The following is a 26,116-nucleotide window of genomic DNA, read 5'->3' as shown; positions in this document are numbered from 1 at the left end:
AGCGACATGAACCAGCACGCCCAACGCCTCTCCACCCTGACCGCCGAGCAGCGTGCCCTGCTGCTGAAGCAGGTCGGTGCACAGTTGACCGAACGCCAACGCCCGTCGACCCGGATTCCCCGCCGGGTGGGGGACGCCGACCGCGCGCCCGTGTCCTACCTGCAGGAACAGCTGTGGTTCCTCGACCAGTTGGTGCCGGGACAGTCCACGTACAACGTGCCGTCGGTGTTCCGGTTGCAGGGACAGCTGGACCTGTCGGCGTTGCGTCGCGCGCTGGCCGACATCGTCGAGCGGCACGAGGCGCTGCGGACCACCATCCGGGCCGAGAACGGGGTCCCGCACCAACACATCGCCGAGCCGGGGCAGCAACCGCACCACCTGGTGGTGGACGACCTCAGCGACGTGGCGGACCCGGCGGTGCGGCTGGCGGAGGCGCAGCGGCGGGTGCAGGAGGAGATCCGCCGACCGTTCGACCTGGCGGACGGGCCGCTGTTCCGCTCGCTGCTGGTCCGCCTCGACGACGCCGACCACCTGCTCGCCGTCACCATGCACCACATCGCCTCCGACGGTTGGTCGCAGGCGGTGCTCACCAACGAGCTGTCCGAGCTGTACGCGGCCCACCACACCGGCCGCGAACCGGCGCTGGCGCCGCTGCCCGTGCAGTACGGCGACTACGCGGCCTGGCAGCGCAACCAGCTCAGTGACGAGGTCTTCGCCGACCAGCTCGACCACTGGCAGCAGCGGCTGGGCGGGCTGCCCACCCTGGAACTGCCCACCGACCGGCCACGTCCGGCCACGATGTCCTACCGCAGCGCCGCGGTGTCCCGCACCCTCGACGGAGACCTGCTGCACCGGCTGCGTCAGCTCTCCGCCCGCAACAACGCCACCCTGTTCATGACGCTGATGACGGCGTACCAGGCGGTGCTGGCCCGCTACAGCGGACAGGACGAGATCGTCGTCGGCACCACCACCACCGGTCGGGAGCCGGCCGAGCTGGAGCCACTGATCGGCTACTTCGTGAACATGGTGGTGCTGCGCACCGAGGTCGACGACGACCCGACCTTCGCGGATCTGCTGACCCGCGTACGCGGCGTGGTGCTGGAGGCGTGGAAGCACCAGCAGGTGCCGTTCGAGAAGGTCGTCGAGCGGATCCAGCCGGTCCGCGACCCCTCGCGGAACCCGCTGTTCCAGGTGGGTCTGCAACTGCTGGGCAGCGCCACCCAGAGCACCGAGCCGAACCTGCCCGGCCTCACCGTCACCTCGCTGGACGCCAACCCGGGCGGACACCCGTTCGACCTGTCCATCACCGCCACCGAGAGCCCCGACCAGCTGCGGCTGGTCGCCGACTACTCGGTCGACCTGTTCGACGAGCCGCGGATGGCGCGGCTGCTGCGGCACCTGGAACGGGTGTTGCGGACCGCCGTCGACGCCCCCGAGACCCCGCTGTCGGCGCTGCCGCTGCTCGACGAGGAGGAGCGGACGCTGCTGCTGCACACCTGGCAGGGACCGCAGGGGGAGCGCGCCCGCGAACCGGTGCACGTGCAGATAGCGCGGCTCGCCGCCGAGCGGCCCGACCTGGTGGCGGCCACCCTGAACGGGGCCGAACTGACCTACGGCGAGCTGGATCGCCGCGCCCGGGTGCTGGCGCACCGCTTCCGGGCGCTTGGCGTGGGCCGGGACGACATCGTGGCGTTGCTGCTGGAGCGGGGCTTCGACCTGATCGTCGGCATGGTCGCCGCGCAGCAGGCCGGCGGCGCGTTCGTGGTGATGGATCCGGGCCACCCGGTACGCCGGATCGAGTTCATTCTCGACGACACCGCGGCCAAGGCGGTGGTCACCCGCAGCGCGTTGGCCGACCGGCTGCCCGAAGGCACCGCCGCCACGCCGGTGCTCGTCGACACCGAGTGGGACGAGTTGGTGGCGGCGGCGGCCGGGGCGGCGCCGTTGGAGGAACTGGCCGACGAGAATTCCCTGGCGTACGTGCTTTACACGTCGGGATCGACCGGCAAGCCCAAGGGCGTGATGATCGAGCATCACGCGCTGAACACCTTCCTGCTCTGGCTCGGCAACATCTTCGACTTCGGCCCCGGCGACCGGCTGCTGCAACACATGGCGCCGATCTTCGACTTCGCCGAGGGGGAGATCTTCACCGCGCTGACCCGTGGGGTGACCATGGTCTTCGTGCCGGAGGAGCACCGCACCGACCCGGACGTGATCGGGCAGCTGCTGATCTCCGAGAAGATCACCTACATCGGCGGGCCGCCGGCCATCCTGGGCCGCATCCCGCCGGGCGCCTACCCCGACCTGAAGTACATGATCGCCGGTGGCGAGGCGGTGACGGGTGACCTGATCAATCGCTGGAACACCCCGGGTCGCCGGTTCATCAACGGCTACGGACCGACCGAGGCCGCCGTCGGCTGCATCTTCTACGAGTGCGAGCACCGCACCTGGATCGGCCAACCGCCGATCGGCCGGGCCATGCCCAACCGGGTGGCCTACGTGCTGGACCGGTGGAACAACCTGCAACCGGTGGGGGTACCCGGCGAAGTGGTCACCGGCGGTGAGGGTCTCGCCCGGGGCTACCTCAACCGGCCCGAGCTGACCGCCGAGAAGTTCATCGAGGACCCGTACCGGCCGGGGGAGCGGATGTACCGCACCGGCGACCTGGGCGTGTGGACCGAGGACGGCCAGATCCAGTTCCTCGGCCGCATCGACACCCAGGTCAAGCTCAACGGGCTGCGCATCGAGCTGGAGGAGATCGAGTCGACGCTCACCGCGCATCCCGGCGTCGCCGAGGCGGCGGTGGCGCTGCGCGAGGACAGCCCCGGCAGCAAGCGGCTGGTCGGCTACGTCGTCCCGGCCGGTGCGGCGGCACCGCCGACCGAGGAACTGCGCGAGCACCTGCTGGCCGACCTGCCGCCGTACATGGTGCCGCACGTCTTCGTGGCGCTGGAGGTCCTGCCGCTGACAAGCGTCGGCAAGGTGGACCGTAACCGGCTTCCGGTTCCGGAGGAGACCGGATCGACCGAGGTGGAGCTGGTCGCGCCGCGCACCCCCGAGGAGGAGCGGGTCGCCGAGATCTTCGCGGCGGTGCTCGGTGTCGAGCGGGTCGGTGCCGACGCGAACTTCTTCGAGCTGGGCGGCAACTCGCTGATGGCGGCCCGGGTGCTGTCCCGGATCACCGAGCTCGGCGGAGCCAGCGCGACGATGCGTGACTTCTACACCAAGCCGCGGGTCAGTGAGATCGCGCAGCTGCTCGCCGGGGCGGAGTCGAGCGCCGACACCGCGACCCCGGCCGGCGCGGACCCGGCGCCGGTGACCGACCCGACGCGGGCCCGGCTGGAGCAGGAGATCGCCGACCTGGAACAGCGGCTGCGGGCGGCGCGGGCGGCGCTCGCCGGGCAGGACGGTCCGGCAGCCGATGGGCACGAGGGGCAGCGGCTGCCGCTGTCGCCGACGCAGGAGCAGCTCTGGTTCCTGGAACAGCTCGCGCCCGGTCAGCCGACCTACCACATCCCGGTGCCGGTACGGCTTACCGGACCGCTCGACGTCGAACTGCTCGGCCGGGCCTTGAGCGCCGTCGTGGCCCGCCACGAGGCGCTGCGCACCACGTTCGGCGCCGCCGACGACACCCCCTACCAGCTGGTGTCACCGGCCGGTGAGGTGCCGCTGACGGTGCACGAGCTGGGCGGGGTGGCCGCCGACGACCGGGAGCAGGCGCTGCGGGCCGAGTTGGAACGCGACGCCACCGAGCCGTTCGACCTGGGTCGCGACCTGATGCTGCGGGCCCGGCTGATCCGCCTCGACGGCCAGGAACACGTGCTCAGCATGGTGCTGCACCACATCTGCGCCGACGGCTGGTCGGCCGGGCTGCTGGTGCGTGATCTCGCCGAGCTGTACGACGCGTTGCGGCACGACCGACAGCCGCAACTGCCCGCCCTGCGGTTGCAGTACGCCGACCACGCGTTGGCGCAGCGCCGGCAACTCGACGACGGTGACCTGGAGCCGCAGCTTGCGTACTGGGCGCAGCAGCTGGGTGACGCGCCCACCCTGGACCTGCCCACCGATCGCCCCCGCCCGGCCACGGCCAGCAACCGCGGTGCCCTGCTGGTGCGGCGGATGCCCGTCGACGTGCTGGAGGGCCTGCGCCGGGTCGCCCAGCAGGAGCAGGCCAGCACGTACGCGGTGCTGCTCGCCGGCTTCAAGACGGTGCTGATGCGCTACACCGGCGTCGATGACGTGGTGGTCGGCACCGCCGGCGCCGGCCGCAGCCGTCCCGAGCTGGAGGATCTGGTCGGCTTCTTCGTCAACATGCTGGCCCTGCGCACCGACCTCTCCGGCGACCCGAGCTTCGGCGAGGCGGTCCGCCGCACCATGGGCACCCTGCTGGCCGCCTGGGATCACCAGGACGCGCCGTTCGAGCGGGTCGTCGGTCGACTCAACCGGCGTCGTGACCCCAGCCGTAACCCGGTTTTCCAGGTCTCCATCGACCTGCTCAGCGGCGACCTGGTGGATTTCCGGTTTCCCGGGCTGGCCGCCGAGTTCCTCGATGTCGACCCTGGCGTCTCCCGCTTCGACATGGCCATCAACGCGTACGAGGAGACCGACGGGATCACCTTCCGGATCGAGTACGCCACGGACCTGTTCGACACCGCCCGGGTCGAGGCGATGTTCGGCCACCTGGAGCGGCTCCTGCGGGCCGCAGTGGCGGCACCGCAGACACCGCTGTCGGCGCTGCCGCTGCTGGAGGACACCGAACGGGCCGAACTGCTCGCACTGGCCCAGGGCGAGCGGCGGTCGCACCGACCGGCCACGCTGCCGGAACTGTTCGCGGCGAGCGTGGCCCGTACCCCGCAGGCCACCGCGGTCATCGCCGCCGAAGGCAGGCTGAGCTACGCCGAACTCGATGAGCGCAGCCGTCGGCTCGCCACCCGACTGCGCGCCGCGGGGGTGGGCACCGGGGATGTCGTGCCGGTGCTGCTGGAGCGCAGCGTGGCCGAGGTGGTCAGCGTGCTGGCCGTGCTGCGGGCCGGCGCCGCGTACGCCCCCATGGACCCGGCCGCGCCGGCGGGCCGGTTGGCCTTCCAGGTGCGCGACACCGGCGCCCGGGTGGTGGTCGGCGACCCGGCGCGGCTCGACGCCCTGACCGAGGTGACCGTCGTCGACCCGGCGGCGGAGCTGCCGCCGGCGGCCGACGAGCCGTGGCTGGCCGACCTGACGCCCGCGTCGCTGGCGTACGTGTTGTACACCTCCGGTTCCACCGGCGAACCGAAGGGCGTGCTGATCGAGCACGGCATGGTCGCCGGCTACCTGGACTGGATGGTGCCGGACTTCGGCCTCGAGCCGCGGTCCCGGATGATGCACTGCTGCGCGCCGGTGTTCGACCTGGCAGTCGGTGAACTGTTCGGTGCCCTGACGGCGGGCGCGGCCGTGGTGGTGGCCGGTCACGACGACGTGCACCGCCCGGGCGCGTTGACCGAGCTGGCTCGCGAGACCGGCGCGACGCACATCTTCACCACACCCACGGTGCTGGGTCTGCTCGATCCGAGCGGGCTACCGCAGTTGCGCTCGGTCATGATGGCCGGCGAGCCGGCACCGCCGTCACTGGTGGCCGCCTGGCAGGGCGACGGCCGGCGGGTGCTCAACCTGTACGGGCCGGCCGAGGCCACGGTGGGCTGCACCTGGTACGAGTGCCCGGCCGGCACCGAACCGGCCGCGACGGTGCCGATCGGCCGTCCGATGCCGAACCGGCGGGTCTACGTCGTCGACGACACCGGCGACCTGGCGCCGGTCGGTGTGCCCGGTGAGCTGGTCATCGCCGGGCCTGGGGTGGCGCGTGGCTACCTCGACCGGCCGGAGCTGACCGCCTCGGCGTTCGGTGCCGACGAGCGGGCCGGCGAAGGACGGGCGTACCACAGCGGTGACCTGGCCCGGTGGAACCGGGACGGCCAGTTGGAGTTCCTCGGCCGTCGGGACGGGCAGATCAAGCTGCGTGGCCTGCGGGTCGAGCTGGGCGAGGTCGAGCAGGCCCTGCGTACGGCGACCGGCGTGCGCGGTGCCGCCGCGGCGGTGCACGGCACGGGCGCCGAGGCGGTCCTGGTCGGGTACGTGGTCGGTGAGCTGTCGGACCACGACGTCGAGGCGCTGCGCGCGACGCTGGCCGGGAAGCTGCCCGGGTACATGGTGCCGAATGTGGTGCTGCGCCTCGGGCAGCTGCCACTGACCCGCACCGGGAAGGTGGACCGCAAGCGGCTGCCCGCCCCCGATGCCGGTGCGGCGCGTTCGGCGTACGTGCCGCCCGGCACCGACGACGAGCGGCTCGTCGCCGGGGTCTTCGCCGAGCTGCTCGGCCTGGACCGGGCGGGCCGCGAGGACGAGTTCTTCCTCAGCGGCGGCAACTCGCTACAGGCGATCCGGGCGGTGGGCCGGCTCAACGACGCGCTCGGTGTGCCGCTGACCGTGCGGGACTTCTACGCGGCACCGACCGTCGCGGCCCTGGCCGAGCTGGCCGGACGTCGGCGGGCCGCCGAGCAGGCGGCGCAGTGGCAGTTGCTGGACGAGATCGAGCAGCTCAGCGACGACGAGGTGGAACGGCTGCTGGCGGCGGAGTGATCGCCGGTCGCGTCCGCGGGCCCCGCCGCCGTGGCGGCGGGGCCGGCGGTGTCCTGAAAGGAGTGAGATGTCCGACGAGACCTTCGACGGCAGGGTAGCCCGACTGGACGAGCGCCGGCGGCTGCTGCTGGAACGGATGCGTCAACAGCGCCGGCAGGCGCCGGCGACGATCAGCGCGCGCCCGGCCGGTGACGAGCAAGTGCCGCTGTCGCGGGCCCAGGAGCAGTTGTGGTTCCTCGCCCAGCTCGCGCCGGCCGAGCCGACGTACAACCTGGTGCAGGCCTCCTACCTGGTCGGCGAGCTGGACACCGCCTCGCTGCGGCGGGCGTTGGACGACGTGGCCGGGCGGCACGAGGCGTTGCGCACGGTCGTGGCGAGCGTCGAGGGCACGGCGTACCAGCGGGTGCTGCCGCCGGGGCCGGCCAGCCTGGTCGTCGACGACGTGTCCCAGCTGCCCGAGGAGCGGCGCCGGCCGGCGGCGCTGGCCCTGCTCCAGCAGCAGGAGGTGCACCGCCCGTTCGACCTGGCCGGTGGCCCGCTGTTCCGGGCCCGGCTGGTCCGGCTCGGCCCCACCGAGCACGCTCTCGCCGTCGCGGCGCACCACATCGTGGTGGACGGCTGGTCGATGGGGCTGATCCTGCGGGAGCTGGCCGCCGCGTACGACGCCCACCGGCACGGCACGCGAGCGCCGATGGCCCCGCCGTCCCTCCAGTACCCGGACTTCGCCCGCTGGCAGCATCAGCAGCTGGCCACCGCCGAACTGGACAACCACCTGAGCTACTGGGCGCAGCGGCTGGCCGACCTGCCCACCCTGGAACTGCCGGCCGACCGGCCCCGGCCGGCGACCGCGTCGTTCCGGGGTGCGCTGCTGGAGCAGCGAATGGATCCGCAGCTGCACGCCGGGGTGCAGGCGTTGGCCAAGGAGACCGGTGCGAGCCCGTTCATGGTGCTGGTGGCAGCCTTCGCGGCGATGCTCGCCCGCTACACCGGCACCGACGACCTGGCCGTCGGCACCACCTTCAGCGGGCGCAGTCGACCCGAACTGGAGAGCGTCGTCGGGTTCTTCGCCAACATGGGGGTGCTGCGACTGGACACCTCGGGCGATCCCAGTTTCGCCACCCTCGTCGACCGGGCCCGGGACACCTGCCTGGGCGCGTGGGAGCACCAGGACGCGCCGTTCGAGCGGGTGGTGCAGCGTCTCGCCCCGCCCCGCGACCCGGGCCGCAATCCGCTGTTCCAGGTGGCCGTGCAGCTGCTCGACGGGTCCACCTGGGGTGGACCGACGCTGCCCGGCACCGACAGCACCCCGGTCGACCTGCGGTTGGACCGGTCCCGCTTCGACATGATGGTCAGCCTGGTCGACCACGGCGACCGGTACTCGGTGCTCACCGAGTACTCCACCGACCTGTTCGACGCGCGGCGGGTACGCACCATGCTCGACCACGTCGCGCGGCTGCTCGACGCGGGTCTGGCCGACCCGGCCACGGCGCTGTCCCGGTTGCCGATGCTCGATCCCGCCGAACGGGAGCGGGTGCTGACCCTCGGTGCGGGCGAGCGACGTGAGGTGACACCGGCCACCGTTCACCAGCTTGTCCGGGCCCAGGCCGAGCGCACCCCCGACGCGGTGGCCGTCCGGCACGGCGATCACGAGCTGACCTACCGGGAGCTGCTGGACCGGGCCGCGCGGCGGGCGGCCGGCCTGCGCGCCGCGGGTCTGCGCCCCGGCGACCGGGTGCCGGCGCTGCTGGACCGGGGCGTCGACGAGGTGCTGACGCCGCTGGCGATCTGGCACGCCGGTGGGGTGTACGTGCCGCTGGACACCGCCGCCCCACCGAACCGGCTGCGCCGGATCCTGACCAACTGCGCCGCCCGGCTGCTGCTCACCCGCACCGAGCATGCCGGCGGGGTGCCGGACGGTCCGTGGCGGACACTCCTGCTCGACACCGGCGACCTGGATTCCGGCGCCGGGCTCGACCCGGAGCCGTCGACCGGCCCGGACGACCTGGCGTACGTGCTGCATACCTCGGGCACGACGGGTGATCCGAAGGGCGTCCAACTGCCGCACCGGGGCTTCGTCACCTACCTGGACTGGATGCGCGACCAGTGGCGCTGCGGGCCCGGTGACCGGGTGCTGCACGGCTGTGCGCCGGTGTTCGACCTGGCTGCGGGTGAGGTGCTGGCGGCGCTCACCTCCGGCGCCACCGTGGTGGTGATCGGCAAGGACCGGCTGCTCTCGCCGGGCGGGCTCGCCGAGGTGCTGGCGGCCGAACGGATCACGCACCTGTTCCTGACCCCGACCACCCTCGGTCTGGTCGAGGACGACACCGACCGGTTCGACGCGCTGCGGGAGGTGCTGGTCGGCGGCGAGGTCTGCCCCGCCGACCTGGTGGCCCGGTGGGCTCGCCCCGGCCGGCGTCGGTTCGTCAACCTGTACGGTCCGACCGAGGCCACGGTGGGCTGCCTCGCCCACGACTGCACGGACTGGTCGGCACCCACCCCACCGCCGATCGGCCGGACGATGCCGAACCGCCGCACCTACCTGGTCGACCGCTGGGACAACCTGGTCCCGGTCGGGGTGCCGGGGGAGATCCTGATCGGTGGCGCGGCGCTGAGCACCGGCTATCTCAACGACGACGAGCTGACCGGGCGCCGATTCACCGCGGATCCGTTCGATCCGCAGGGGCGGGTCTACCGCACCGGCGATCGTGGTCACTGGGACGCGGAGGGACGGCTGCACTTCGGCGGCCGGCTGGACGGTCAGGTGAAGTTGCGCGGCCTCCGCGTCGAACTCGACGAGATCGAGGCGCTGCTGAGCCGGCATCCCGGGGTGACCCGGGCCGCGGTGACCGTGGTTCGCGACGGCAACGGCGTGCAGCGGCTCGTCGGGTACGTGGTGGACGCCGCCGAACCGGCTGACGACGCGGCGCTGCGGACGCACCTGACCACCGAACTGCCCGCCCACCTGGTACCTGGCCGGTTCGTCCGACTGCCCGCGCTGCCCCTGACCACCAGCGGCAAGGTCAACCGGCGGGCGTTGCCGGCACCGGAGGCGGCGGACACCGACGACACCGGCGCGGCCCCCGTCACCGCGGCCGAACGCCAGGTCGCGGAGATCTTCGCGGAGGTGCTGGGGGTGCCGCGGGTGGGTACGGAGGCGTCCTTCTTCGACCTCGGCGGGCACTCGCTCCAGGCGGCGCACGTATTGGCGCGGATCGCCGGACGGATCGGCACGTCGGTGTCGCTCAAGCAGTTCTACGCCACGCCGACCGTCCGGGCGGTGGCGCGGCTCGTCGACCATGGACCGGTCGTGGACGCGTCGCCCCTGGTCACCCTCAAGGCCACCGGCTCGCGGCCCCGGCTCTACTGCCCGCACGCGGTCTCCGGTTCGCCGTACTGGTACCTGCCGCTGAGCCGGGCGTTGGATCCGGAGCAGCCGGTGGACGGCTTCGAGGCGCCAGGGTTGGAGGGCGGCATCGAGCCGGTCGACGACCTGGTGGCGCTCGCCGGGCGGTACGTCGCCGCGCTGCGCGAGCGGCAGCCGCACGGGCCGTACCTGCTCGCCGGCTGGTCGATGGGCGGCTTCCTCTGCTTCGAGATGGCCCGGCAGCTCGCCGCGGCGGGTGCGGCACCGGACCTCGTGGTGATGATCGACTCCAATGAGCCCGGTCCGTTGCCACTGCCGAGTGAGCGCCAGGTGATGGAGACCTTCGTCGCCGACCTGGCCGGACTCTCCGCCGCACCGGCGCCGGCGCTGAACGGTGCGGTGGTCGAGGCGGTCGACCCGATCGCGGCGCTTACCGACTTCCTCGTCCGGCAGAACCTGATCCCGTCGGACGTGCGGGCCGACTTCGTCGCCAACCGGTACGCGGTGTTCCGCGCCAACATGCGGGCGATCTACGGGTACCAGCCGGCACCGTACGCCGGCCGGACGGTGCTGGTGCAGGCGGAGCGGGAGGTCAGCCGCGCGGCCTGGCGCCGGTGGAGCCCGGCGATGGAGGTGGTGACACTGCCGGGCGACCACTACTCGATGTGGTCCCCCGCGCACCTGCCCGCGCTGGCGTCCCTCATCGACGGCCAGGTGGCGCGGGTGCTCGACGCCGGCTGAACTCCGAGCGTTATCGGCCGCGTCGCCTTCCCGATGTCCGGGTACGGCGACGCGGCCGACGACGCGGGCCCGCCGCGGAACGACGTGACCGCGCCGGCCCGCACCGGCCATGGGCGGGCCGGCGAGCATGGTGGCCGGCGGCGACGCCGCTCTCACCTCGGGGCGGGGCGCGCTCCGGTCGGTGCGGGAGCCTCCTCGCCGGAGTCGGACGCCGGCTCGGCCTCGATCTCCTCGGCGGTTCCGGTGCTCGGTGCCGCCTCGGCCTCGACCCGAGTGGACAGCCGCCAGGTCCGGTAGGCCAGCAGGAAGCCCAGCATCAGCAGACCGGCGTCGACCCAGAGGCTACGGCTCAGTCCGAGAGCGGAGCGGCTCGGGTCGTTCTCGGCGGTCGCCAGGTAGATGCCGCCGACGACGACCACGCTGACCACACTGGCCAGCAGTGTTCCGGTCGAGACCAGGGCCGACAGCGCGGCGGCGTAGCGGGGGCCCACGGCCGCGGCCGTCTGCTCCACCAACGTGCTGAAACCGGCCGCCATGCCCGCGCCGGCAAGCATCAACAGCACCGACACCACCGGAATGGGCCAGCCGCCGGCCACGACGACCGCCAGTGCGGCCAGGGCCAGGGCGAACACCAGCAGGCCGGCAACCGGCAGCGGACGGTGGAAACGTTTCGGTAGCCGCGTCCAGGTGAGGCTGACGGCCGCGAAACCCACGGGGTACGGAATGAACATCAACCCGGCCTGTAGCGGCGTGTAGCCCAGCCCGTTCTGCACGTGCAGAGTGAGCGGGAACAGCACCCCGGCGAAGGCGAAGTTGAGGATGCAGCAGGCCAGCAGTCCCGACTTGACGCCTCGCGGCCGTAGCGCGTCGATCTCCAGCACGGGCTGTCCGCCCCGGGCGGACAGCCGCAGCTCGTACAGCACGAAGAGGACGAGCCCGGCCGTGCCGGCGGCGACGCTGGCCAGCGCCCACGCGGGCCAGCCCTGCTCACGCCCGAAGACCAGCGGTGCGACCACGGCACCCATCGAGGTGGCGAGCAGCAGGATGCCGGTGATGTCGGGCTGGAACCGCGAGCCGGGCGTGTGTCCGGGCAGGTAGCGTGGTGCCGCCGCGAGCAGGGCCAAACCGATCGGCACGTTGACCAGGAACGCGGCTCGCCAGCCGCTGCCCAGCACGTCGGCGCTGACGATCACGCCACCGGCGATCTGGCCGGCGGCCACCCCGAGCGCCAGGACCATCGAGTAGAGCCCGATGGCGCGGGCCCGGGCCGACCCGGTGAAGACGAGCTGGATCACCGAGAGCACCTGCGGCACCATCATGGCCCCGAAGGCCCCTTGCAGCAGGCGAGCGGCCACCAGCGTGCCCGCGGTCGGGGCGATCCCGCAGATCAGGGAGCTGGCGGTGAAGCCGGCCAGCCCGATCATGAACAGCCGCCGGTGCCCCACGTCACCGCCGAGGCGCGCGCCGGTGACGACGAGCACCGCGAACACGAGCGTGTACCCGGACAGGATCAGTTGCAGAACGGCGCCGGATGTCTGCAGGTCATCCTTGATGGTCTTGGTGGCCACGGCGACGATGGAGTTGTCCATCGTCGCCATGATCTGTGCCACCAAGAGGATGAGCAGCACCAGCCGGGCGCCCCGTGGTCGACCTTCGTCCTCAATGGCCATCGATGCTCCTCGTTCTTTTTTGGTTGTCACGCCCGCCGCCGTGGTAGAGGCTCCCGTGCCGACAGTGGTTGCGCAACTACATGCGGGTGGGTGTCGCGGCGGTGCGGGCGTCCTTCGGATCGTCGTCGTCGGACGCCGCCGGCCGGGTCGCCGTCGCGTCGAGGCCGGGCGACAGGCGCGGTGCCGCGTCGGTGGGTGGCGGGGCGCCCGTCCGGTCCACCGGTACGGTGCCGCCCCCGCGACGCGCGAGTGGCCCGACGGAGGCGCCCAGCTCCGGCCCGAACACCAGCAGCAGTACCGTGGCGACCAGGCACAGCACACCCAGCGCGATGGCTGGCAACACGAGCCCGCCACCGAGGGAGAGCACCAGCAGCATGGTGGACGGTCCGAGGATGCCGCCGACCTTGGTGGCCGCACCGGCGAAGCCGGAGCCGGTGGCCCGCATCGCGGTCGGGTAGATCTCGGCGCTGTACGGCAGCAGCATCGCGTTGACCGCGGACAGCGACAGCACCAGCAGGCCGATGGAGGCCAGCAGCAGCAGTGTCCCGCCGCTGGTGCTGGTCCAGACGGCCACTCCGCCGAGCCCGATCGCGGTGATCGCGATGAACAGCGCCAGCGCGCGGCGCCCGCTCCAGGCCGCGTAGAGCAGCACGACGAGAGCCAGGGCCGGGGTGGAGTAGAGAGCCGAGTCGGCCAGCAGCCCGCTCGCGACACCACCGGCCAGGCCCGCCTCGCGCAGTTGCGCGGGCAGCATGACCAGGAAGCCGAAGTTCACCAGGCCCCAGACGACACCGACCACACCGATCACCGATGTCACGACGGGATACGCCCGCAGCATCGCCCCGACGCCGGGGCGTGTCGCGGTGGTGCCGGTGGCCGGTGAGGTGGCGCCGTTGGCCGGTGGGGTGGTGCCCAGATGGGAACCGTAGCGTCGGAGCACCGCCTCCGCCTCGGTGCGCCGCCCGGCGCGCAGCAGGTACAGCGGCGACTCGGGGATCAACGGCGCCATCAGCAACAGCAGCAGCCCGGAGGGCAGCCCGATCAGCCAGAGCGCGCGCCAGGTCAGCGCCGGCTCGAGGTGGCGTGCCGCCTCGCTGGCCGCCAGGTAACCGCCCAGACCACCGATGCCACCGACGGTCACCGCGACCCAGCCACGGTGCCGGCGTGGGGTCAACTCGGCGATCAGCGTGAACACCAGGGGCAGCAGGCCCCCGGCGGAGGTGCCCATCGTGAAGCACATGACGAGGTTCCACTCGAAGGTGGGCATGGCGCCGCACGCCGAGGTCGCGATGAACAGCAGGGTGGCCAGGAGCAGGGCGGTCCGCCGACCGTACCGGTCGCCGAGCAGGCCCCAGACCACCGAACCGACCGCGGTGCCGGTGAGGGCCACCAGCGGCAGGATCGAGATCGATTCGAGCGACATGCCGTACTCGTCGCTCATGCCGGGCATGACGAAGCCGAGGGTGAGTGGCTTCATGATGTCGACCACCAGGGCGATGGTCAGCACCGCGCAGGTGATCAAGTAGGCCGGTCGCAGCCGACCATGCTCGATCGACTCCACGGTGACGCTCTCGGAATCCGGTCGCTGGACCCCGGCGAACAACGCCCGCCCGGCCACCAGCAGGCCGACGAGGAGCAGCAGCATGCCGAGGATCATGGTGGGTGTCCACATGTCCATCGGCTCGCCGGGGGCCATGCCCTCCATGCCGGGCATATCCTTCATGCCGGGCATGTCTTCCATGCCGGGTTCCGCCGGCCCCATCCGGGCATGGTCGATCATCATCTTCACGTCGGGCAGCTGGCACAGGACGCCGGCCGTCACCAGCACCACGCCGAGCAGGAGCCCGAGCGTTCCGCGGCGTTTCGCGGGTCTGACGTCGACATTGCGGGATTCGGGCATGGATTACCGACCTCCGAGCTGTCCCGAGACGAGAAGAACGTCGGCGAATTGGCGACCACCGAAATCTACATAGGTGTTTCGCGGGTGACAACCGTCAATTATATGACTCATATCGGTAAGTGGTTCTGAATTGCTGCCTCCGGGGTGGCTCACCCTGTTTACGACCAGTTTGATGGGCTCTGATCGGTCAGTCAGCCGGCGTTCGTTGCACGACTGCATCGATCGATGCTAGGCTCACCCTAGGTGATCAAGTGACCCGCCGAGCGCTATCTGAGCGATGGTGGGCGTCCTCGCTTCTTAGCTGCTCAGCGCCCTTTTTCAGGCCACAGTTCAAGAATCGCGCGCACCGCGCGGGTGTCGCGTCCGCCGGCGGCACCGTTCCCGCAGGAGGCCTCGGACGGTGCGTCCGGCGACCGTCTCCGCAATTAACCGCGCAATTTGATCGTGAATTGCAGTCAACCTTCCCGTAACGTGCCACGGTCCATATAAATGCTAGAGTCGGGCACGGTGACCGCTGGCCACCATCGTTCGGTCGACGCCGACCTCGTGGAGATCAGGCGTGAGCTGCACCGTTTTCCGGAAATCGGTCTCCAGCTGACCCGTACACAATCGACGGTGCTCTCCGTAGGCACGACCTGCACACCGCCGCGCTGATCGGAGCCGCCCGGCGCCTGGCCGCCGCCCGTGACCACCTCGCCGGCGACGTGGTGCTCATGTTCCAGCCGGCGGAGGAGGGGCACGAGGGCGCGGGTGCTGGAGCGCGTTCCCGGGGCGATGGTGCTGCTCGGCGCGGGCCCGGCACACCCTCTCCGTCGTGTCGTAGCCGGCGGCGACCGTTCGGCGAGGGCCCGGCCGACCCGGAACTGTTGGCCATTGTCGATGTTGTCAGCTGCGTCCCATCTGAACGGGTCAGCCCGATCCGGCCGTGTTGTGCCAGCATGGAGGACATGACCATCCAGTCCGAACCCATGGCGATCGACGGCGAGGTACGTGGCGAGCCGGCTGACGAGTTCGTCGGTGCCCTCGTCTCGCTGAGCCGGGTGATGGTGGCCGTCGCCATGCGGACGCTGGCGCGTATCGACGCCGATGTCACGCTGCAACAGTTCCGCACGCTCGTGGTGCTGGTGCCGGGGCCGCAGCGGATGATCGACCTGGCGAAGCTGCTCGGCGTGCAGTCATCCACCGCCACCCGGATGTGCGACCGGCTGGCTCGCAAGGGGTTGGTGGCACGCCACGAGCGGGAGGCGGACCGTCGGGCCGCCTGGGTCGGGCTGACCGTCGCGGGGAAGGAACTGGTCGGCCTGGGTATGCGAGCCCGGCAGCACGAGTTGGAGCGGATGCTGGCCGACCTGCGACCCGGCGACACCGACACCGGCGCGCTGGTGTCGGTGCTGCGCGTGGTCGGTGAACTCACCGACGAGGCCTGGTGGCAGCAGTGGGCGGAATCGGTGGTGGAAGGGCCGGCCGAGGTCAGACGGTGATGCGGCTTGTCCGACGGCGGCGGGCCGTGGGCCTCGACGGCACCTCGGCGGCGGGCCGCGGAACGTCGACCGGCGTGACGTCGACCGACGAGATGCCGGCCGGTACGGCGTTCTGCGACGCTGCGGTCCGCAGCTGATCGAGAGCGGCGTCGAGGCTGTCGAAGATCGGGAAAACCCCGTCGAGCTTCATCGTGTGCAGCACGGTACGGATGAACCTCGACGGTGCGGCAAGACACAGCCGCCCGCCCTGCTCGCGTACGTCCCGGTGCGCCCGGACGAGCATGCCCAGCCCGAGTGAGTCGATCACCTGCACGTGGGTCAGGTCCACCACCACCGTCCCGGCCACGTCGAACGCCCCACGCAGCGCGGCCCGCAGCGCGTCGCCGGCGTCCGGGTCGAGGTCGCTGTCGGCGGGTGCCGCCGCCACCTCGGCGACGCCGCCCGACCCGCCACGGTCGCCGTCACCGGGTGGGGTGCCCGGCGGCAGCGCACTGCACCGGGGGCAGCGGTGCGGACCGGTGGCGAACGGTGAACCGCTCCACCCGTGGTCGGAGACCAGCGTCCAGACAACCTCGGCGTCGGGCAGCACGCAGGCGGTGCCGGTGGTGGTCTCACCACAGACGTCGCAGATCAGGGTCATCAGGTTGTCGTCCGGTACGACGGTCATCCTGCTTCCTCTCCGTTGCCGCGGCCGGTGGGCCGGGGTACGGGACTCGGGGCGGCGGCGGAGCACCGTCGCCGTGCGGACTCCCTAGCGGGAGTCGGAGCGTTCCTTGCCGGTGGTGGCGACCACGACCACCACCGCTATCGCGGCGAGCCCGGCCTGCACGACCAGGCCCAGCAGGCTGAACCCCTGCACGCCGGCGAGCCAGGCGGTGATGGCACCGAGCAGCGCGGCAACGGCACCGATGGTCATGGTGAGCCACAGCGGCACGGCCGGTCGGCCGGGCAGGACCAGTCGGCCGAGCGCGCCGACGGCAAGGCCGACGGCGAGAGCCGTGACGATCCCGGCGCTGGTCATGCTGCTCCTCGTACTCACGATCTGATGCGGTCGGCTGCGGTGTGTCAGGTGCGCACGGTGACCGCGGCGCGGCCGTACGCGGCAGCGCGCGGCTGCGGTGCCTCGCCGCCCGGCGAGGCACCCGGTGCGGCGGAAACCGACGTGGCTCCCGCCTCCGTCAGCGGGGCCGCAGCGGCGGCGTCGGTGTGCACCGGCAGGATCTGGTCCAGCCGGGCGGTCTGCAGGATGCGGGTGATGCGCGGGTTCGGATTGCGTACCGCCAGCACACCTCCGGCGCGGACCATCCGGCGGTGCACGTCGAGGAGCAGACCGATGGCGGCGGCGTCGATGTGCCGGCAGCCGGCCAGATCGATCACGACCTGCTGGGGACGCAGGGCCAGCAGCTGATCGAGGACCGCGCCGGTCTCCGGCAGGCAGCTCAGATCGAACTCGGTGATGGACACCTCCACCAGCGGCACCGAGCACTCGGGGCGTCGTGGTGCGGTCACGGCCAAGGCCCCCTCTCCTGCGGTCTCCGAGTGGCTCTCACCCTGCCCAGCGGGGTTGGCGGGCACCGCGCGGACGGATGACAGTTGCGTGACAAAACACCCTGTTGCCGATCGCGGTTGGCCCGGCGGTCAGGGCTTGGGGATGATTCCGGTATGACAGCGGTACTGGTGATCGAGGACGACGACCGGATCCGGTTGGCGTTGCTGCTCGCTCTGGAGGACGAGGGCTACGAGGCCCGGGGAGCGGCCACCGCCGAGGAGGGGCTGCGCACGCAGCGCCGGGATCCCGCCGACTACGTCCTGGTCGACCTGATGCTGCCCGGCATCGACGGCTTCGAGGGCATCCGCCAGCTGCGCCGGGACGACGACGTGCCGATCGTCGTGGTCAGTGCCCGCGACGACACCCACGACATCGTCGCCGCCCTGGAGGCCGGTGCCGACGACTACGTGGTCAAGCCGGTGGCGATCAAGGAACTGACCGCTCGGCTGCGCGCTCTGCGCCGACGCGGTCGCACGGTGACCGCGTCGGACGGCCCGGAGCCGGTGCCGGTGCTCGCCTTCGGTGAGTTGGAGGTGAGCCCCGAGGCGGGGGAGGTACGCCGGTCCGGCGAGCCGGTCGCGGTCACCCGTACCGAGTTCCGGCTGCTGTGCGAGCTGGCCGAACACGCCGGCCGGGTGCTCTCGCGCCAGCAGCTGCTCAGCCGGGTCTGGGGTTACGACAGCGGCGACGAACGGCTGGTCGACGTGCACGTCGGTCGGCTGCGCCAGAAGATCGAGGCCGATCCGGCCAACCCCCGGCATCTGGTGACGTTGCGCGGCCTGGGTTACAAACTGCAACGATGAGACGTCTCGGACTACGTGCCCGGGTCACCGCCGCGTTCGCGATCGGCGCGCTGCTGCTGTCCGCCTCGATGGCCCTGGTGTCGTACGAGCTGACCCGCCGCACCCTGCTCGACGAGCGGGAGCGCACCCTGCTGCGGGCGGCGTACTACGACGCGGCGGTGGTCCGCGCCGGCCTGAACACCGAGAACCCGGACGTCGCGGAGGCGCTGCGGGCGTTGGACACCGGCACCGGCCGACGACCCCTGGTGCTGCTCGACGGCGAGTGGTACGCCCGCAGCGCCGACAACGGGCTCACCACACTCGTTCCGGCCCGGCTTCAGGACCTGGTCTCGGCGGGGGAGCCGGCCGTGCAGCGGGTCCGCGTCAATGACAATCCGGTGCTGCTGGTCGGCGTGCCGCTGTCCGAGTCGACCGCCTTCTACGAGATCGCCTCACTGCGGGAACTGGAGCAGACCTTCCAGGTTCTGGCGCTGGCGCTCACCGCGGTGGCGATCGTGGTCGCCGGGTCGGGGGCGGCCCTCGGCTGGTACGCCACCCGGCACGGGTTGCGCCCGCTGACCGCCGTCGCCGACGCGGCCGAGCGGATCGCGGCCGGTGACTTCACCACCCGGCTCGCCCCGGACACCGACCCGGACCTGACCCGCCTCTCCACCTCCTTCAACCGGATGGTCGACGAGTTGGCCGGGCGGATCGACCGGGACCGGCGCTTCGCCGCCGACGTCAGCCACGAGCTGCGCTCGCCGTTGCAGACCCTCGCCGCGGCGGCGAGTGTGCTGTCCCGCCGTCGGGAGGGCCAGGACGAGCGGACCGCCACCGCGGCCCGGCTCGTCGCCGACGAGATCGACCGTTTCCAGCAACTGGTCAACGACCTGCTGGACCTGGCCCGTGGTGACCAGCCGGTGCACCGGGAGCCGGTCGACCTGCCCGAGCTGGCCCGCCAGGCGTGCCGCGACCGGGACCTGCCGGAGTCGATGGTGCAGCTGGCGGCGGGGACGCCGCCCAGTTGGTGGGTGGACCGTCGCCGGGTCACCCAGGTGTTGACCAACCTGCTGGACAACGCCGAGCGGTACGGCGCGGGGCCGGTCGGGGTGCGGCTGTCCCACGCCGCGGACGTGGGCGTGATCGAGGTCGACGACGAGGGCCCGGGAGTGCCGATGGAGGACCGCAAGATGATCTTCGACCGCTTCGTCCGTGGTCGCGCGGCCAACTACCGCGGCGGCGGCGACGGCACCGGCCTGGGGCTGGCCCTGGTGGCCCAACACGCCGCCGCGCACGGCGGAGACGCCTCCGTCAGCGACCGCCCCGAGGGTGGCGCGCGGTTCCGCATCACCCTGCCCGGGAGCATCTCATGACCCCCTCCGCCGCCGTCAGGTTCGGGCGTACCGTCCGAGCGGCGCGCACCGTCCGGGTCGGGCGGACCGCCAGGGCCGGGGGTACCGTCCGCGCCGGTCGGATGGCCGGGGTTGCGGTGGGCACCGCCGTGTTCGCCCTGCTCGGGGCCTGCGGGGTGCCCGCCGAGGACCGACCCCGCGCGGTCACCCCGCCACCCGTGCCCTTCCCGTCCACCGCCACGGCGGCACCGACGGCGGCGGAGACCGGCGCGGTCACCGAGGTGCTCTACTTCTCCCGAGACGAACGCCTGGTGCCGGTGATCCGTCGCGCCGACCAGGTGCCCGCGCTCGACGCGCAGTTGCGGGGCCTGTTGGCCGGGCCGACCCCCGCCGAGCGCGACGACGGGCTGACCAGTGCCCTGCCGGGAGCCTTCACCAGCGCGGTGGTCGAGCTCGTCGACGGGCTGGCCCGGGTCACCGTCGGGCTGACCGCCGTGGACACCGGCCGCAGCGACGGTCGGCTGGCGTACGGTCAGATCGTCTGCACGCTCAGCGCCCGCACCGACGTCACGGCGGTGCTGTTCCTGGAGGGTGACACGCCGCTGAGCGTCCCCCGGGCGGACGGCTCACTGTCGTCCGGGCCGCTCACCGCGGCCGACTACGCAGTGCTGATCAACCCGCGTTGACGGTCCGGATGACGGAAGCCCTTCGGTTGCACGACGGTTGCGTGACAACGGCCGCGGAGGTCCGGTGCGGCGTTTGCCGGCCCTGCGGGGCAGGGCACCTCATCGTCGCTCAACTCTGACAATCGAAGGGACGGCTCTCGTGGAAATCAGTGGCTTCTTCACCGCCATCCTCATCGGTCTGGTCATCGGTGCCCTCGGCCGGCTCGTCGTGCCGGGCCGCCAGCGCATTCCGATCCTGCTGACCATCCTGATCGGTATCGTCGCCGCGATCCTCGGCACGCTGCTCGCCGGCGTGCTCGGCGTCGACGAGACCGCCGGCATCGACTGGATCGAGCTGTTCATCCAGATCGCCTTCGCCGCCGTCGGCGTCTCGTTGGTCGCCGGCACCTATGGCCGTCGACGCTGACCCGGTCCCGGACGCCGACCCGCCCCGAATCCCGGGGCGGGCCGGCGCCGTGCCGGGCACCGACCGGTGACACGCGCGGTGCCGATGCCCACGGACCGGACCACCCGGCGCACGCGTAGCGCGACGACTCGTATCCTTTCCGCGAACCGTCGTGTTGACGATCGGAAAGGGACTTGGTGTGAACGACCGGGCCGAGACGTTGGAGTTCCAGGCCGAAGCGCGTCAGCTGCTCCGGCTGATGGTCCACTCGATCTACTCGAACAAGGATGTCTTCCTCCGCGAGTTGATCTCGAATGCCAGCGACGCGCTGGACAAGCTGCGCCTGGCGTCGATGGTCGACAAGGACCTCGCCGTCGACACCGGCGACCTGCACATCGCGATTGAGGTCGACCGGGACGGCCGCAGCCTCACCGTGCGGGACAACGGCATCGGCATGAGCCGCGACGAGGTCGTCTCCGTCATCGGCACGATCGCCAAGTCCGGCACCGCGGAGCTGCTGCGGCAACTGCGTGAGGCCAAGGACGCGGGTGCCTCGCAGGAGTTGATCGGTCAGTTCGGCGTCGGCTTCTACGCCGCGTTCATGGTCGCCGAGCGGGTCGAGCTGGTCACCCGGCGGGCCGGTGAGAGCGGCGGTACGCGCTGGGAGTCCACCGGCGAGGGCACCTACACCATCGAGACGCTCGACGACGCTCCCCAGGGCACGGCGGTGACCCTGCACCTCAAGCCCGCCGACGCCGAGGACAACCTGCACGACTACACCGCCGAGTGGACGATCCGGGAGATCGTCAAACGCTACTCCGACTTCATCGCCCACCCGATCCGGATGACCGTCGAGCGTCCGGGCGCGGACGACGCCCCCACCACCATCGAGACGGTCACGCTCAACTCGATGAAGGCGCTGTGGGCCCGCCCGCGCGGCGAGGTCGAGCCGGCCGAGTACCACGAGTTCTACAAGCACGTCAGCCACGACTGGGCGGACCCGCTGGAAACCATCCACATGCGGGGGGAGGGGACCTTCGAGTACGAGGCGCTGCTGTTCATCCCCTCCCACGCGCCGCTGGACCTGTTCTCCCCTCAGGGGCGCCGCGGGGTGCAGCTCTACGTCAAGCGCGTGTTCATCATGGACGACTGCGACGCGTTGATGCCCAACTACCTGCGGTTCGTCAAGGGTGTGGTGGACGCCCACGACCTCTCGCTGAACATCTCCCGGGAGATCCTCCAGCAGGACCGGCAGATCCGCGCCGTACGCCGCCGCCTGGTCAAGAAGATCCTCGCCACGGTCAAGGAACTCAAGACCGACCAGCCGGAGCGCTACCGCACCTTCTGGTCCGAGTTCGGGCCGGCGGTCAAGGAGGGCCTGCTGGCGGACACCGACAACCAGGAAACCCTGCTGGAGATCCTGTCGGTGGCCTCCACCCACGACCCGGCCGAGCAGACCGACCTCGCCGGCTACGTCGAACGCATGCGCGAGGGTCAGCACGACATCTACTACGCCACCGGCGAGAACCGGGCCACCATCGAGAACTCCCCGCACATGGAGGCGTTCCGCGCCAAGGGCTACGAGGTGCTGCTGCTCACCGACCCGGTCGACGAGGTCTGGGTCGAGCGGGTGGGCAGCTACGCGGGCAAGACACTGCGCTCGGTCGCCAAGGGGCAGGTCGACCTGGACACCGAGCAGGAGCGCACCGAGGCCGAAGCCGAACGTGAGCGGCAGCGCACCGAGTACGCCGACCTGCTCGGCTGGATGAGCACCGTGCTGGCGGACAACGTCAAGGAGGTCCGGCTGTCGTCGCGGCTGACCACCTCACCCGCCTGCGTGGTGGGCGACGCCCACGACCTCACCCCGACCCTGGAGAAGATGTACCGGGCGACGGGGCAGGCGGTGCCGAAGGTGAAGCGTATCCTGGAGATCAACCCGACCCACCCGCTCGTCACCGGCCTGCGCAAGGCACACGAGCAGGGCGCCACCGGCGACTCCCTGGCGGAGACCGCCGAGCTGCTCTACGGCACCGCGTTGCTCGCCGAGGGTGGTGACCTGGCCGACCCGTCGCGGTTCGCCCGGATCCTCGCCGACCGCCTCGCCCGCACCCTGTAGCCGCGCCCGCGGTCGGAATCGCGCCCGCTGCCGGGATCGAGTGGCACCAACTCGATCCCGGCAGCGGGCATGACCGTGGCGGTGGGCGTCAGGAACGTGTCGGAGCTGCGGCTCGTCCGAGAGGGGGACGATGTCGGTTCCAGTGTCGTCGGGGCGGCAGGTCAGCGGGTGAGGCCGGCGAGCGTGGTCAGCCGCGCCACGCCGGCCGGTGCGGGTCGACCTCGGGCGATGTCGGCCAGCAGCGTACGCGCCGACGACCGCGACCGGACCTCGGCCGGTGCCACCGCGTCGGCGGCGACCAGCATCCGGCCGGCACCGAGCAGGTCACCGGCGAGCAGGTACGCCCGTGCGGCGTCCACCAGGTAGGCACCCCGGTACTCGGCCGGCAGCCGTCGCCACCCGTCGCGCCGGATCACCATCTCGTGCCGGCACACCGCCTCGGCCGCGTCGCCCCGTTCGACCGCCACCAGCACCCGCGCCAACTCCACGACGACCGGCCCGAAACACGTGCGCTGCCCGTCCTCCCCGGGATGCTGCTCGCCGTTCTGGCCGACACCGGCACGATCCCGAGCGCCGGTTGCGAGGTCGGCGGCCCGGTCGAGCAACTGCCCGGCCTGGCGGACCTCACCGCGGGTGGCGGCGGCGAAGGCGGCCTGGAGCAGCAGGGTGCCACCCACCGCAGATGCACCCGGTGTCGGCTCCGGCGCGTCTCCCGCCGTCCCGGTCAGCGTCGGCACCAGCCGTACGGCGGCGTCGAAGGTCGCCGTCAACGCGAGCCGTTCCCGACCCGCGGCGCGCAACGCCTGCCCGACCGCGACGGCCGCCGTGCCGGCCAGGAGCGCGTCACCACCCGCCACCGTCGCCGCTCGGTCGGCGGCCAGCCAGGCGAGATCCGGTTCGCCCAGCTTCACCAGCACCGCCGAGGCGATCCGGTACACCTGCACCAGCAGTTCGGCGTCGTCGCGAGGGATGCCCCGGGCGGCGTCCAGCAGCCCCGGCAGTAGCCGGACCACTTGCGGATACCGCGCATGCTGATAGCTCAGCCAGGCGTGCCCGACCTGCCGGCGCACCTCGACCGCCGGCACCTGGCACCCCACCTGGGGGAGCCCTCCGTAGCGGGCCAGCGCGGTCCGCACCCCGTCGAGCCCGTCCACCGGCACTGCGCCGACCAACGTCGCCGGCCGTTCGCCGAGCAACACCGCCGGCTCGACCCGCAGCACGTCGGCGATCTGCCGGATCAGCGAGAACTTGTCCAGGGCGCGGGCACCCCGTTCCACCTTGTCCACCCAGCTCTTCGATTTGCCCAACCGGTCGGCGAGCGCCTGCTGGGTCATCCGCCGCCGGGCCCGCCACTGCGCCACCCGCCGCCCGATCGGCACCTCGCCCCTACCGGTCACGCCGCCACCGCCGATCCGGCACCGCCCGCGTGATGTCTTCCACGGGTACGCGCTCCGCCTCGGCCTGTTCCAGCAGCCGCCGCCGCGCGGCGTCCCGCTCAGCCGCCTCGACCTGCTCGCCCCGGGCGACCGCTGACTCGTTGTTGGGTGCCTTCGGCATCCTTGTGTCCCTCCTGGCAGGTTGGCCCGAGTTGCAGCCCGGATATGGCACGCTCGGTAACTGCGAGGCTACGATCGCGGCGACGGTGGTTGGACTCACCAGCAGTACGGGTGGGCACGGCATCCCGGCGCATGGAGGTAATCAATCGGCGGATGAACGTCGACTGCCGGTCAACGTGGGGGTTGCGGGTGAAGGTTGACGGTCGATCCCCCAGGTCGCGCGGCTGGGTGACGGGTTACCTGCTGAAACTGATCCGTGAGTCCATTCCAATGACGCAGGAACAGGTGGCCGTCAAGCTGGGGGTCGACCGCGCGACCGTGCAGAGCTGGGAGTCCGGGCGGCGGCCTTTCACCGCCGTACCCTTCGGGCACGCAATCACGATCCGGCAAAAACTCGGCATGCTAGGCGCCAGCTCGCGCATGCTTGCTGCGGTCGACGATGCTGCCGAAGCGGACTTCATCCTGTCTCGCGTCCTTGATGAGCAGGTGGAACGAAGCGAGCTTGCTGAGCAACCTCTCGGTTGGTCGGTGCTCACCCATCAACTGAGCGATCTGATCGTCTGGGCGGTTCTTGGCCGGGCACCGAGCTTCGTCAGAGATTGTTCGTCGCCCCACCCTCGGCGAGGCCCGGTAGCCAGTGGACCAATCCTCGCGGCCGATGAGCGTCGCATCTTCTTCGAGCACCTTCACGTACTTGTCGAACGTGCCGCGGCCGGCCGGCACCCGCACATCCTGTTGCACCGACAGGCCTGCTTCCTTGCCGGCACAGATCCCACGAAGGAATCCGCCATCTGGCTCGCGCAGAACAACGCCCGGACGGCCGGCAGGATAACCCGCATCCAAACTTGGTCAGCGATGTGGCCCAACGCCCGATCGGTGGTCACCTCGCTGGCCAACCAAGGCGATCCGGAGCCACTCCGCGCCTTTATCGCTGAGGCCCACCCGGACGACGCCTGCCATAACGCGGCGCTGAACTACTCGGCCTACTGGGTAGGTGAAATCCCCTATCGTCAGCGAAACGACTTTTTTATGCCCACCGCCCGGGCCGACTGGCGCGGCTCACATCTTCTCCGTCACTTGGTTGCGCGTCTACGCCCTGAACATCCGTTCGTGGACCTCAACATTCACAATGTATGGGTTCTGCTCGCTGCTCGACGCGGACTTGCCCACGATGACCCTGCTACCGGACATGCGTTGGCCGCCCGCAGCGCCGTACTGCTCGACAGCGACAGCATCTCGGTTCAGTCCAGGCAGGAACTAACGTCTATCGTCTACAGCCTGCGGGCGGACGGAATCACGGGCACGAGGACGGTCACATGAGCGACGACCACGCGGCCGCTGGGGCGATGAGCTTCATCTTCGAGGCGGGTGTGCTCAAGCGAGCGACCCGCACGGGCTGGTGGTTTGCCGGTGTCGCGCACCCCGAGTCGATCGCCGAGCACTCGTTCCGCACCGCGCTCATCGGCATGATGCTCGCGGCGATGGAGGGCGCCGATGCCGCCCGGGTATCCATGCTGTGTGTGCTGCACGACACCCAGGAGACCCGGACCACCGACATCCCCCACATAGCCAAGCGGTACTTGACCGCCGTGCCCAACACCACGGTCACCGCCGACCAGGTCGCCGCCTGTCCACCCGCCGTGGCCGACGCCATCACCGCGGCGGTAGCCGAGTACGAGGCCGGCGAGACTCTCGAAGCCGTTGTCGCTCGTGACGCCGACAAACTCGAATGCCTTGTCCAAGCCGTGGAATATCGCCACCAGGGCATCGGTGATGTTCAGCGGTGGATCGACAGCTCCCGAGCCGCCTTGAAGACGGCGTCAGCTCACCGCCTCGCCGACGCCGCCCTCACCGGTCAACCCCTCGCCTGGCTCGCTGCGCCGAAACCACGGTAGTAGCACCCAGGAGTGGAGTTTCTGGTG

Annotated in this window: 17 protein-coding genes and 1 pseudogene; 11 read left to right on the top strand and 7 right to left on the bottom strand. The window is 71.4% G+C overall.

Features of this window, described 5'->3' with window-relative positions:
* The first annotated feature begins 6 nt into the window (after window positions 1-6).
* Both ACFY2A_RS22645 and ACFY2A_RS22640 read left to right on the top strand, forming a co-directional pair.
* Window positions 7-6,612, top strand: a complete 6,606-nt coding sequence (locus tag ACFY2A_RS22645) for an amino acid adenylation domain-containing protein (protein ID WP_387174366.1) — start codon at window positions 7-9, stop codon at window positions 6,610-6,612.
* A 67-nt stretch (window positions 6,613-6,679) separates the two neighbouring features.
* Window positions 6,680-10,717: an amino acid adenylation domain-containing protein gene (locus ACFY2A_RS22640; RefSeq protein ID WP_387174364.1), complete on the top strand. Its 4,038-nt coding sequence runs from the start codon at window positions 6,680-6,682 to the stop codon at window positions 10,715-10,717.
* A 152-nt stretch (window positions 10,718-10,869) separates the two neighbouring features.
* Here ACFY2A_RS22640 and ACFY2A_RS22635 read toward each other — a convergent pair whose 3' ends face one another.
* Both ACFY2A_RS22635 and ACFY2A_RS22630 read right to left on the bottom strand, forming a co-directional pair.
* Entirely contained in the window at window positions 10,870-12,387 is a 1,518-nt protein-coding gene (locus ACFY2A_RS22635; protein WP_387174362.1) for an MFS transporter, read from the bottom strand.
* A gap of 76 nt (window positions 12,388-12,463) precedes the next feature.
* On the bottom strand, window positions 12,464-14,287 hold the full coding sequence (locus tag ACFY2A_RS22630) for an MFS transporter (RefSeq protein ID WP_387174359.1): 1,824 nt from the start codon (window positions 14,285-14,287) through the stop codon (window positions 12,464-12,466).
* 608 nt (window positions 14,288-14,895) lie between these two features.
* Here ACFY2A_RS22630 and ACFY2A_RS22625 point away from each other — a divergent pair.
* Both ACFY2A_RS22625 and ACFY2A_RS22620 read left to right on the top strand, forming a co-directional pair.
* A pseudogene (locus tag ACFY2A_RS22625) lies at window positions 14,896-15,036 on the top strand (M20/M25/M40 family metallo-hydrolase); the annotation flags it as partial.
* Window positions 15,037-15,234: 198 nt separating this feature from the next.
* Complete coding sequence (locus tag ACFY2A_RS22620) at window positions 15,235-15,768, top strand: MarR family winged helix-turn-helix transcriptional regulator (RefSeq protein WP_387174356.1); 534 nt, start codon at window positions 15,235-15,237, stop codon at window positions 15,766-15,768.
* Here ACFY2A_RS22620 and ACFY2A_RS22615 read toward each other — a convergent pair.
* The 3 genes from ACFY2A_RS22615 to ACFY2A_RS22605 form a co-directional block, all read right to left on the bottom strand.
* Complete coding sequence (locus ACFY2A_RS22615) at window positions 15,758-16,435, bottom strand: STAS domain-containing protein (RefSeq protein ID WP_387174354.1); 678 nt, start codon at window positions 16,433-16,435, stop codon at window positions 15,758-15,760. The genes ACFY2A_RS22620 and ACFY2A_RS22615 overlap by 11 nt on opposite strands.
* Window positions 16,436-16,519: 84 nt before the next feature.
* The gene (locus ACFY2A_RS22610; RefSeq protein ID WP_363922326.1) at window positions 16,520-16,789 is read right to left on the bottom strand and encodes a GlsB/YeaQ/YmgE family stress response membrane protein; all 270 of its coding nucleotides are present in this window, start codon (window positions 16,787-16,789) and stop codon (window positions 16,520-16,522) included.
* 44 nt (window positions 16,790-16,833) lie between these two features.
* Window positions 16,834-17,277: an STAS domain-containing protein gene (locus ACFY2A_RS22605; RefSeq protein ID WP_387174351.1), complete on the bottom strand. Its 444-nt coding sequence runs from the start codon at window positions 17,275-17,277 to the stop codon at window positions 16,834-16,836.
* A 153-nt stretch (window positions 17,278-17,430) separates the two neighbouring features.
* On the opposite strand from ACFY2A_RS22605, the gene ACFY2A_RS22600 reads away from it, so the two are divergent.
* The 5 genes from ACFY2A_RS22600 (at window position 17,431) to htpG (ending at window position 22,638) form a co-directional block, all read left to right on the top strand.
* Window positions 17,431-18,120 (top strand): response regulator transcription factor, encoded by a 690-nt coding sequence (locus ACFY2A_RS22600; protein ID WP_387174349.1) that lies wholly within the window; start codon window positions 17,431-17,433, stop codon window positions 18,118-18,120.
* Window positions 18,117-19,472, top strand: a complete 1,356-nt coding sequence (locus tag ACFY2A_RS22595) for a sensor histidine kinase (protein ID WP_387174347.1) — start codon at window positions 18,117-18,119, stop codon at window positions 19,470-19,472. The genes ACFY2A_RS22600 and ACFY2A_RS22595 overlap by 4 nt, the downstream gene beginning before the upstream one ends.
* Before the next feature lie 101 nt (window positions 19,473-19,573).
* Window positions 19,574-20,137, top strand: a complete 564-nt coding sequence (locus tag ACFY2A_RS22590) for a GerMN domain-containing protein (protein WP_387174428.1) — start codon at window positions 19,574-19,576, stop codon at window positions 20,135-20,137.
* Window positions 20,138-20,276: 139 nt separating this feature from the next.
* Window positions 20,277-20,543 carry a GlsB/YeaQ/YmgE family stress response membrane protein gene (locus ACFY2A_RS22585; protein ID WP_363922334.1) on the top strand — a complete coding sequence of 89 codons (267 nt, stop codon included), beginning with the start codon at window positions 20,277-20,279 and terminating at the stop codon, window positions 20,541-20,543.
* Between the two features lie 178 nt (window positions 20,544-20,721).
* Window positions 20,722-22,638: a molecular chaperone HtpG gene (gene htpG, locus ACFY2A_RS22580; RefSeq protein WP_387174345.1), complete on the top strand. Its 1,917-nt coding sequence runs from the start codon at window positions 20,722-20,724 to the stop codon at window positions 22,636-22,638.
* A gap of 161 nt (window positions 22,639-22,799) precedes the next feature.
* On the opposite strand, the gene ACFY2A_RS22575 is transcribed toward htpG, so the two are convergent.
* A complete protein-coding gene (locus tag ACFY2A_RS22575; RefSeq protein ID WP_387174343.1) occupies window positions 22,800-24,035 on the bottom strand; it encodes a helix-turn-helix domain-containing protein in 1,236 nt (411 codons plus the stop codon).
* On the bottom strand, window positions 24,025-24,195 hold the full coding sequence (locus tag ACFY2A_RS22570) for a hypothetical protein (protein ID WP_387174341.1): 171 nt from the start codon (window positions 24,193-24,195) through the stop codon (window positions 24,025-24,027). The genes ACFY2A_RS22575 and ACFY2A_RS22570 overlap by 11 nt, the downstream gene beginning before the upstream one ends.
* Window positions 24,196-24,347: 152 nt before the next feature.
* Between ACFY2A_RS22570 and ACFY2A_RS22565 the strand changes: the two genes are divergently transcribed.
* On the top strand, window positions 24,348-25,514 hold the full coding sequence (locus ACFY2A_RS22565; RefSeq protein ID WP_387174426.1) for a helix-turn-helix domain-containing protein: 1,167 nt from the start codon (window positions 24,348-24,350) through the stop codon (window positions 25,512-25,514).
* A complete protein-coding gene (locus ACFY2A_RS22560; protein WP_387174339.1) occupies window positions 25,511-26,089 on the top strand; it encodes an HD family hydrolase in 579 nt (192 codons plus the stop codon). Before ACFY2A_RS22565 ends, ACFY2A_RS22560 begins: the two co-directional genes overlap by 4 nt.
* Window positions 26,090-26,116: the final 27 nt, after the last annotated feature.

This window comes from Micromonospora sp. NPDC000442 (assembly GCF_042898635.1).
GTDB lineage: Bacteria > Actinomycetota > Actinomycetes > Mycobacteriales > Micromonosporaceae > Micromonospora.
Note: the sequence above shows the minus strand (reverse complement) of the source record. Positions and strands in the feature narration are given on the sequence as shown.